Source organism: Streptomyces chlorus (assembly GCF_042655885.1).
Classification (GTDB): Bacteria; Actinomycetota; Actinomycetes; order Streptomycetales; family Streptomycetaceae; genus Streptomyces; species Streptomyces chlorus.
Window position 1 is genome coordinate 155,414 of the sequence record NZ_JBHSOA010000028.1, and the last position, 8,801, is coordinate 164,214.

Annotated in this window: 8 protein-coding genes; 5 read left to right on the forward strand and 3 right to left on the reverse strand. The window is 70.0% G+C overall.

All coding sequences use genetic code 11. The features are described 5' to 3' along the window. Positions 1–82: 82 nt before the first annotated feature. A complete protein-coding gene (locus ACFPZI_RS14750; RefSeq protein WP_381363202.1) occupies positions 83–2,407 on the reverse strand; it encodes a transglycosylase domain-containing protein in 2,325 nt (774 codons plus the stop codon). Between the two features lie 417 nt (positions 2,408–2,824). On the opposite strand from ACFPZI_RS14750, the gene ACFPZI_RS14755 reads away from it, so the two are divergent. Then, entirely contained in the window at positions 2,825–3,163 is a 339-nt protein-coding gene (locus tag ACFPZI_RS14755) for a WhiB family transcriptional regulator (protein ID WP_381363204.1), read from the forward strand. A gap of 313 nt (positions 3,164–3,476) precedes the next feature. Here ACFPZI_RS14755 and bagB read toward each other — a convergent pair whose 3' ends face one another. Both bagB and bagA read right to left on the reverse strand, forming a co-directional pair. Further along, positions 3,477–4,898 (reverse strand): ATPase BagB, encoded by a 1,422-nt coding sequence (gene bagB / locus ACFPZI_RS14760; RefSeq protein ID WP_381363206.1) that lies wholly within the window; start codon positions 4,896–4,898, stop codon positions 3,477–3,479. A gap of 217 nt (positions 4,899–5,115) precedes the next feature. Next, a complete protein-coding gene (gene bagA / locus ACFPZI_RS14765) occupies positions 5,116–6,093 on the reverse strand; it encodes an ATPase BagA (protein WP_381363207.1) in 978 nt (325 codons plus the stop codon). Between the two features lie 81 nt (positions 6,094–6,174). On the opposite strand from bagA, the gene ACFPZI_RS14770 reads away from it, so the two are divergent. The 4 genes from ACFPZI_RS14770 to ACFPZI_RS14785 all read left to right on the forward strand — a co-directional run bounded on the left by ACFPZI_RS14770 (position 6,175) and on the right by ACFPZI_RS14785 (position 8,743). Next, positions 6,175–6,336, forward strand: coding sequence for a DUF4177 domain-containing protein (locus ACFPZI_RS14770; RefSeq protein ID WP_019355547.1), 162 nt, complete (start codon positions 6,175–6,177; stop codon positions 6,334–6,336). Further along, positions 6,333–6,803 (forward strand): RidA family protein, encoded by a 471-nt coding sequence (locus tag ACFPZI_RS14775; RefSeq protein WP_381363209.1) that lies wholly within the window; start codon positions 6,333–6,335, stop codon positions 6,801–6,803. The genes ACFPZI_RS14770 and ACFPZI_RS14775 overlap by 4 nt, the downstream gene beginning before the upstream one ends. Positions 6,804–6,998: 195 nt before the next feature. Further along, the gene (locus tag ACFPZI_RS14780; protein ID WP_381363211.1) at positions 6,999–7,916 is read left to right on the forward strand and encodes an NUDIX hydrolase; all 918 of its coding nucleotides are present in this window, start codon (positions 6,999–7,001) and stop codon (positions 7,914–7,916) included. Further along, positions 7,913–8,743: an MBL fold metallo-hydrolase gene (locus tag ACFPZI_RS14785; protein ID WP_381363213.1), complete on the forward strand. Its 831-nt coding sequence runs from the start codon at positions 7,913–7,915 to the stop codon at positions 8,741–8,743. Before ACFPZI_RS14780 ends, ACFPZI_RS14785 begins: the two co-directional genes overlap by 4 nt. Positions 8,744–8,801 lie beyond the last annotated feature (58 nt).

Below are 8,801 nucleotides of genomic sequence, written 5' to 3' on the forward strand. Positions count from 1 at the left end.
ACAGCGAAGGGCCCCTCCCTCCCGGTGCGGGAAAGAGGGGCCCTTCGCGATGCCGTCGGTGTGCTATGCCGCCGGTGTGCCGTCAGCGGCGTCCGCCCGGCCCGTTGCCGTTGCCCCGGAAGAAGCCCTCGGGGATGGAGATGGTCGGGTTGGGTTCGGCTCCGCCGTTGGTACCGGTGCCGCCGTTGCTACCGTTCCCGCCGTTCCCGCCGCCGACCAGGCCGCCGATGATCCCGCCGGCGTCGTTGTTGTTGCGGTCGTCGTCACGGTTGTCGTCACGGTTGTCGTCACGGTTGTCGTCCCCGCGGCCCCGGCCCCGGCCCTTGTCCTCGTCGGGCTTCTTGCGGTCCGGGATGTGGACGAGGTTGAAGTCGGGCTCGTCCTTGCCGTCCAGCGCGCCGCTCATCATGTCGCGCCAGATCGGGCCGGGCACCTGACCACCGAACACCTTCGCGTGCCAGGTCCCGCCGATCGAGATGTCGACCATCTTCCGTTTGTGCTCGGGGTCGCCGACCCACACCGCACCGGCCAGGTTCGGCGTGTAGCCCACGAACCAGGCGGCGTAACGGAAGTCCGTCGTACCGGTCTTGCCCGCGCTCGGGCGGCCGCCGAGACCGGCCTCCGTACCCGTACCGTCCTCGACCACGCCCCGCAGGAGCGTGTTGATGGTGTCGGCGGTCTTCTCCGACATCGCGCGCGAGCACGTCGACTTCGGGACCGGGAGCGACTTCGACTTCTCACCGACGCGCTGGCTGATGGACTCGATGGCGACCGGCGTGCAGTACATGCCGCGCGAGGCGAACGTGGCGTAGCCGTTCGCCATGGTCAGCGGGGACATCTCCTGGGTGCCGAGGGCGATGGACGGCGCCTGCAGCATCTTGTTGCCGTCGGCACGCTCGATGCCCATCTTCTTCGACATCTGCGTCACCGGGCAGATGCCGATCTCGCTGATCATCTCGATGTAGTAGGTGTTGACCGACTTCGCGGTCGCTTCCTTCATGTCGTACGGGCCGACCTCGGCCTCGTTCTCGTTCTCGACCGGGACGCCCGACTCGTTCCACGTCTTGCCCTCGCAGGCCTGGACCGGGGCCGGGTAGTCCATCTGGTACGGCGAGGCGTACGTCTTCGTCGCCGGCATCCCGCCCTCGAGGGCGGCCGCGGCCACGATCGGCTTGAACGTCGAACCGGGCTGATAGCCGGCGCCGCCGCCCATGCCCTGGTCCACGGAGAGGTTGATCTGCGTCTCGTTCTTGCCGAAGCCGTACGGACGCGACTGGCCCATGGCGAGGATCTTGCCGGTGCCGGGCTCGACGACGCCGGCGGCGGTGGCCACCTCGTCGCTCTTGTTGACGTGGTTCTTGACCGACGCCTGCAGCGACTTCTGCGCCTGCGGGTCGAGCGTCGTACGGATCGTCAGACCGCCGTGGTTCCAGACCTTGGCCCGCGCCTCCGGGGTCTTGCCGAAGTCCGGGTCGTTCAGGAACACCTGGCGCACGTAGTCACAGAAGAAGCCCGCGCCGTCGACCGCTGTGATGCAGCCGTTCTTCGGCTTGCTGACCTTCAGCCCGAGCGGTGTCTTCGTCGCCTCGGCGGCCTGCTCCTGGGAGATGTCGCCGACCTGGGCCATCCGCGCCAGGACGACATTGCGCCGCTTGGTGGCCTCCGTCTCGTCGTTGACCGGGTCGTACCGGCTCGGCGACTGGACGAGGCCGGCGATGAGCGCGGACTCCTGGAGGCTCAGGTCCTTGGCGGGCTTGGAGAAGTAGCGCTGGGCGGCGGCCTCCACGCCGTAGGCCTGCTGGCCGAAGTACGTGATGTTCAGGTAGTTCTCGAGGATCTTCTTCTTGCCCAGCTCCTCCTCGACCTGGATCGCGAACTTCAGCTCACGGATCTTGCGGCCGATCGTCTGCTGGGTGGCCTGCGCGACCTTCGTCGGGTCGTCGCCGGCCTCCTCCACGAAGACGTTCTTCACGTACTGCTGCGTCAGGGTGGACGCGCCCTCGGAGACACCGCCGTTCTGCGCGTTGCGGTTCATCGCGCGCAGTACGCCCTTCAGGTCGACCGCGCCGTGCTCGTAGAAGCGCGAGTCCTCGATCGCGACGATCGCCTTCTGGAGGTGCGGCGAGATGTCCTTGAGGTCGACCACCGTGCGGTCGCGCGAGTAGACGGTGGCGATCTTGCCGCCCCCCGCGTCGAGGATGGTGGTGCGCTGGCTCAGCGGGGGCGTCTTGAGGTTGATGGGGAGCTCGTCGAAGCTCTCCACCGACCCCTTGGCGGCGAGGCCCAGCGCCCCCACGGCGGGCAGCGCGATACCGGCCAGCACGGCCCCCGACAGGACACTGACACCGAGGAACTTGGCGGCCTGCTGTGTTGCCGACAGGCCACCGCCCGAGCGCTTCTTTGGCATGGGGGCAGCCTACGTTCTCATTCGCCGGACACGCGTATAGGCCTTGGCCTAAGCTGCCCACAACTGTCACAGCAGTGAGGTCACGTATCAATACGTCGGGCGGCCCCGAATCGTTCCGTATCTCTCCGACTTTTTTGTCGGGGCGCGTTGGATGCGTGTCCGGATCCACCTTCCGTGTCACATGGTGTCCGTTGTGGCGCAAGTGAAACGACCCGAAACGTCGGGATTGCCGCACATGTCGTCAGCTCACTCCCCTGGGTGATCTGCCGCTTACCCATAGTCCGTTCGGGCCATTCAAGATTGGGCCCGTTGGGGGTGTTGCGCTGTGCCCACCTTCCGTAACGTCCTCAACTGGCGGCGGTGAATATGCCGCTGCCGCCGTGGGGGAGCCTCGATTCGGGAGAGGACGGCGCCGGTATGGGCTGGGTTACCGACTGGAGTGCGCAGGCTGCCTGCCGCACTACTGATCCGGATGAACTGTTCGTTCAAGGAGCAGCGCAGAACAGGGCCAAGGCGGTGTGCACCGGATGTCCGGTACGCACGGAGTGCCTGGCCGACGCGCTCGACAACCACGTCGAGTTCGGCGTGTGGGGAGGCATGACGGAACGTGAGCGCCGCGCACTGCTGCGCCGGCGGCCCACGGTGACGTCCTGGCGCCGGCTGCTGGAGACGGCGCGCACGGAGTACGAGCAGGGGACAGGTGTCGTGCCCCTCGACGACGACGAGGTGTACGCGAGCTTCGCTGCGGTGGGCTGAGGGCTCTCGGGGGCCTTGGCCTCCGCTTCGCTCCGCGTGAGCGGGACTCCGGGCGGGGCCTTACCGGCACCCGCAGCTGGGCGGGCCTCCGAACAGGCTTTTGGGTGCTCCTTCCGGCATTCTTCCGGCGGTCTTCCGGCAGTCTCCCGGCAGTCTTCCGGACGGGTGGTGCTCGGCCGAGAGCGGCAGGACGCGTCCGTCAGGGCATGTCGGTGCGCCTCAGGGCGTGTTGGCGCCAGTGTGTGGGTGAAAGACGCCAGTGTGCCGGTGAAGGACAGGGCATGGCGCCGCCGTCAGGGCGTGCCGACGCGTGTCAGGCGCTCGCCTCGGGCAGCTCCGGCCGGTTGGCCGCGAGCCGGTCGCCGATGTCCCGCAGTCCCGTGAGGTCGTGCACGTCGCCGGGCAGCGCGGCCACTTCCGTCACCGCCACCTCGGGGTGGAGTGCGGTGAAGCGGTCACGTGTGCGCTGCTCGCGTGAGAGCAGCTGCATCCGCTCGGCGTGCAGCCTCAACAGGCCCGCGGTGAGCTGGTCGACGGTCCGCTCCGCGTCCACCTCGTCCGCCCTGTCGGCGCCGGTGTCGTCCACGGTGGCGGGGGAGCCTCCGTCGGGGATGTCGTCCGGTGCCGGTGTCTCGGGAGTGGGAGTCTCCGCAGCGGGGTCGTCCGAACTCTCATATGTGTCGGGGGAGTTACGAAGTCCAGCTTTCCCGTCCTCCTGATCCACAATGCGGGAGTCCTCAAGATTTTCCGCGGCGGTGAGTGCCCGCTCGGCCGACAGCCGGTCGGCGCCGCTGCCGTGGACCCGGTTGAGGACCAGGCCGGCCAACGGCATGTCCTCGGCGGCCAGCCGTTCCACGAAGTACGCGGCCTCGCGCAGCGCGTCCCGCTCCGGGGCCGCGACCACCAGGAACGCGGTCCCGGGTGCCTGGAGCAGCTTGAAGGTGGCGTCCGCGCGCGTACGGAACCCGCCGAACATGGAGTCCATCGCCGCCACGAACGTCTGCACGTCGCTCAGCAGTTGACCTCCGAGCACCTTCCCCAGAACGCCGGTCATCATGGACATCCCGACGTTCAGGAATTTCATCCCCGCCCGGCCGCCGACCTTCGCCGGGGCCAGCAGGACGCGGATGAGCTTGCCGTCGAGGAAGGAGCCGAGCCGCTTCGGCGCGTCCAGGAAGTCCAGCGCGGACCGGGACGGCGGGGTGTCGACGACGATGAGGTCCCACTCGTCACGGGCCCGCAGCTGCCCCAGCTTCTCCATCGCCATGTACTCCTGCGTGCCCGCGAAGCCCGCCGAGAGTGACTGGTAGAAGGGGTTGCCCAGAATCGCGGAGGCCCGCCCGGGGTCCGCGTGCGCCTCGACGATCTCGTCGAAGGTGCGCTTCATGTCGAGCATCATCGCGTGCAGTTCGCCGCCCGCGGAGTCGTCTATGCCCTTCACCCGGCGGGGGACGTTGTCGAGTGAGTCGATGCCCATGGACTGGGCGAGTCTGCGGGCCGGGTCGATGGTCAGGACGACCACCTTGCGCCCCCGCTCGGCCGCGCGCAGGCCCAGCGCCGCGGCGGTGGTCGTCTTGCCGACCCCGCCCGAACCGCAGCACACCACGATCCGGGTGCCGCGGTCCTCGATCAGTGGGTCGACGTCGAGCGTGGGGACGGGGGAGAGGCGGTGGCGGGCCGAGCTGCCCGAGTGGGCCGGGTCGTGCGCGTGCGCCGGTTCCGGACGACGACTCATGACATCCCCTGCTTCCGATACGTCCGACTCGGTTCCTGGCTCGGTTCCTGGCTCGGCTTTCGATACGTCCGACTCGGTTCTCGACGCGTTTCCCGGTTCGGCTTCCGGCTCGTCACGGGGGGCGGTGCGACAGACGGCGCGACGAGCACGCCCGCGATGGCGCCAGGGTCGAGCACGCCCGCCGGCGCCGCGACGCCGGCGGGAGGGTTTTGGCCGGTCACGACACGCCCTGTGCGCGGAGTTCCTTGGCCAGCGCGTACAGGCCCGCCAGGTCCATGCCCTCCGCGAGCAGCGGCAGCTCGTGCCGAGGCAGATCCACCTCGGCCAGCGCGGCACGCTGCTCGGCCTCCAGCGCGTATCGCTCGGCGTACTCCTCCGCCTGCGCGAGCAGAGGGTCCACCAGCCGCTCGGCGTGCCCCCCGCGCCGCGCGCCGCCGAGACCGGCGGAGGACAACGACCGCGCGACAGAAGAACGCGTGACCGCCCCCACGAGTTCCAGATCGGCCGCGTCCAGCAGCTCAGGGCGCACCATGTTCACGATGATCCGCCCCACCGGCAGCCGGGCCGCCCGCAGCTCGGCGATGCCGTCCACGGTCTCCTGGACCGGCATCTCCTCCAGCAGCGCGACCAGGTGCACCGCCGTCTCCGGCGATTTCAGCACCCGCATCACGGCCTGCGCCTGATGGTGTATCGGGCCGATCTTGGCGAGTCCGGCGACCTCGTCGTTGACGTTGAGGAAACGGGTGATGCGCCCGGTCGGCGGGGCGTCCATCACGACGTAGTCGTAGACGAACCGCCCGCTCCTGTCCTTGCGCCGTACCGCCTCGCACGCCTTGCCGGTCAGCAGGACGTCCCGCACACCGGGCGCGATGGTGGTCGCGAAGTCGATCGCGCCGAGCTTCTTCAGGGCCCGTCCGGCGCTGCCCAGCTTGTAGAACATCTGGAGGTAGTCCAGAAGGGCCCGCTCGGTGTCGATGGCGAGGGCGTGCACCTCCCCGCCCCCGGGAGCGACGGCGATCTTCCGTTCCTCGTACGGCAACGCCTCCGTCTCGAAGATCTGTGCGATGCCCTGGCGGCCCTCGACCTCGACGAGAAGCGTCCGCTTCCCCTCCGTGGCCAGAGCCAGCGCGAGGGCCGCGGCCACCGTGGTCTTGCCGGTTCCGCCCTTGCCACTGACGACCTGAAGCCTGCTCACGCCTTTGAGCCTAATTCCTCCCCGCGCGCCCCGGCGGCTCCGGGGGAGAGTTCCCCGGAATCCAGCCGCTAGAGTCGCCGCATGACGAAATGGGAGTACTCCACGGTTCCGCTGCTGGTCCACGCCACGAAGCAGATTCTGGACACCTGGGGCGAGGACGGCTGGGAGCTCGTGCAGGTCGTTCCCGGCCCGAACAACCCCGAGCAGCTGGTGGCCTACCTGAAGCGGGAGAAGCAGGCGTGAGTGCGGTCGAGGCGAAGCTGGCCGAGCTCGGGCTGAGACTGCCCGAGGTCGTACCGCCGCTGGCCGCGTACCGTCCGGCCGTGCTGTCCGGGCGGTACGTCTACACCGCCGGCCAGCTTCCCATGGTGGACGGCGAGCTCGCGCTGACCGGCAAGGTCGGTGCCGAGGTCACGGCGGAGGAGGCCAAGGAGCTGGCGCGCACCTGCGCGCTGAACGCCCTCGCCGCCGTGAAGTCCGTCGCCGGTGACCTGGACCGCGTCGCGCGCGTGGTCAAGGTCACCGGGTTCGTGGCCTCGGCCGCGGACTTCACGGGCCAGCCGGGCGTCCTCAACGGCGCGAGCGAGCTGCTGGTCGACGTCCTCGGCGACAAGGGCGTCCACGCCCGCAGCGCGGTGGGCGTCGCGGTACTGCCGCTGGACGCTCCGGTGGAGGTCGAGATCCAGGTGGAACTGACCGGGACGGACTGACGGCTGGAGGCTGACGGCTGGAGGCGGACACTCTGGTGGCCGATGGAAACGGGTTGACGGAAACGAGTTGACGGAAACGGACTGACGGCCGCGGGCGGCCGATGATCCGGTGGCCCACGGAGACATGGGCGGCTCGGTCCCCTCTCCCTCCGTCGGCCACTCGAACATCAGCCCGTCACGGGATAGCCTCCGGCCATGGCGAATGCGCAGGCTGATGGGCAGGCCGGGGGCCAGACGGGTGGTCGGACCGGTGGACAGTGGTATCCGCCGGAATGGCCGGAGCGCATTCGTGCGCTCGCGGACGGCAGTCTCGTCCCGGTCACGCCGAAGCGCGCGGCCACCGTCATGCTCCTGAAGGACAGCGGCGACGGCTATGCCGTCCACATGCTGCGCCGACGCGCCTCCATGGCCTTCGCCGGAGGCGCGTACGCCTACCCCGGCGGTGGCGTCGACCCGCGCGACGACGACCTTCACGTCCGCTGGGCGGGCCCCACGCGCGCGTGGTGGGCGGACAGGCTCGGCGTCGACGAAATGGCGGCCCAGGCGATCGTCTGCGCCGCCGTGCGCGAGACGTACGAGGAAGCCGGTGTGCTGCTGGCAGGCCCGACGCCCGACTCCGTGATCGGCGACACCACGGCCCCGGACTGGGAGGCGGACCGCGTGGCGCTCGTCGCGCGGGACACGTCCTTCGCGGAGTTCCTCGACCGCCGGGGACTGGTCCTGCGCTCGGACCTGCTCGGTGTGTGGACCCGGTGGATCACCCCGGAGTTCGAGCCCCGCCGCTACGACACCTGGTTCTTCGTCGCGGCCCTCCCCGAGGGGCAGCGCACCCGGAACGCCTCCACGGAGGCCGACCGTACGGTGTGGATCGCCCCGCGCGAGGCGGCCGCCGGATACGACCGGGGCGAGCTGCTGATGATGCCGCCGACGATCGCGACCCTGCGCCAGCTGACGGCGTACACGGCGGCGGCTCAGGCGCTCGACGCGGCACCCGCGCGTGACCTCGCGCCGGTGCTGGCCACCGCGCGGCTCGACGAGGGCGAGATCGTGCTGTCCTGGCCGGGGTACGACGAGTTCACCCAGCACATCCCGAACGGTGGAGCCACGGTATGACGGACGCGGCAGCCCTTCCCGGTCGCCCGCGCGGAGGGGTCCTCTCCGGACCCGCCACCGCGCGGGCGGTCAACGTCCTGGCCCCGAACGCCTCGGCGATGACCCTGGACGGCACCAACACCTGGATCCTGTCGGAACCCGGCTCCGCGCGCGCGGTCGTGATCGACCCGGGCCCGCTGGACGAGGGACATCTGCGCAACGTCGTCGACACCGCCGAGCGGGCCGGCAAGCGCGTCGCCCTCACCCTGCTGACGCACGGTCACCCCGACCACTCCGCGGGCGCCGCCCGCTTCGCCGAGCTGACCGGCACGAAGGTACGGGCACTGGACCCGAAGCTGCGCCTGGGGGACGAGGGACTGTCCGGCGGGGACGTGGTCACCGTGGACGGCCTGGAACTGCGGGTCGTTCCCGCCCCCGGCCACACCGCCGACTCGCTGGCCTTCCACCTGCCGGCCGACGGGGCCGTCCTCACCGGCGACACGGTCCTGGGACGCGGTACGACCGTCGTGTCCCACCCCGACGGCCGCCTCGGCGACTATCTGGACACGCTGCGCCGTCTGCGCTCGCTCACGGTCGACGACGGCGTCCACACGGTCCTGCCGGGCCACGGCCCCGTACTGGAGGACGCCCAGGGCGCCGTCGAGTACTACCTGGCCCACCGCGCGCACCGCCTCGCCCAGGTGGAGACGGCCGTCGAGAACGGCCACCGCAGCGCGTCCGATGTCGTCGCCCGCGTCTACGCCGACGTGGACCGCTCCCTCTGGCCGGCCGCGGAGCTGTCGGTCCGTGCGCAGTTGGAGTACCTGCGGGAGCACGGGCTCATCTAGGCCCGGACTTCGCGGGTCACCGTTTCAGGTTTGTGGCCAGCGGGTTTGTCCGATGTCG

Bases quoted from the DNA above. Each gene is read 5' to 3' on its own strand.
- ACFPZI_RS14785 (WP_381363213.1), top strand. From the start codon at position 7,913: ATGACGGACGCGGCAGCCCTTCCCGGTCGCCCGCGCGGAGGGGTCCTC.
- ACFPZI_RS14770 (WP_019355547.1), top strand. From the start codon at position 6,175: ATGACGAAATGGGAGTACTCCACGGTTCCGCTGCTGGTCCACGCCACG.
- ACFPZI_RS14750 (WP_381363202.1), bottom strand. From the start codon at position 2,407: ATGCCAAAGAAGCGCTCGGGCGGTGGCCTGTCGGCAACACAGCAGGCC.
- ACFPZI_RS14755 (WP_381363204.1), top strand. From the start codon at position 2,825: ATGGGCTGGGTTACCGACTGGAGTGCGCAGGCTGCCTGCCGCACTACT.
- bagB (WP_381363206.1), bottom strand. From the start codon at position 4,898: ATGAGTCGTCGTCCGGAACCGGCGCACGCGCACGACCCGGCCCACTCG.
- ACFPZI_RS14780 (WP_381363211.1), top strand. From the start codon at position 6,999: ATGGCGAATGCGCAGGCTGATGGGCAGGCCGGGGGCCAGACGGGTGGT.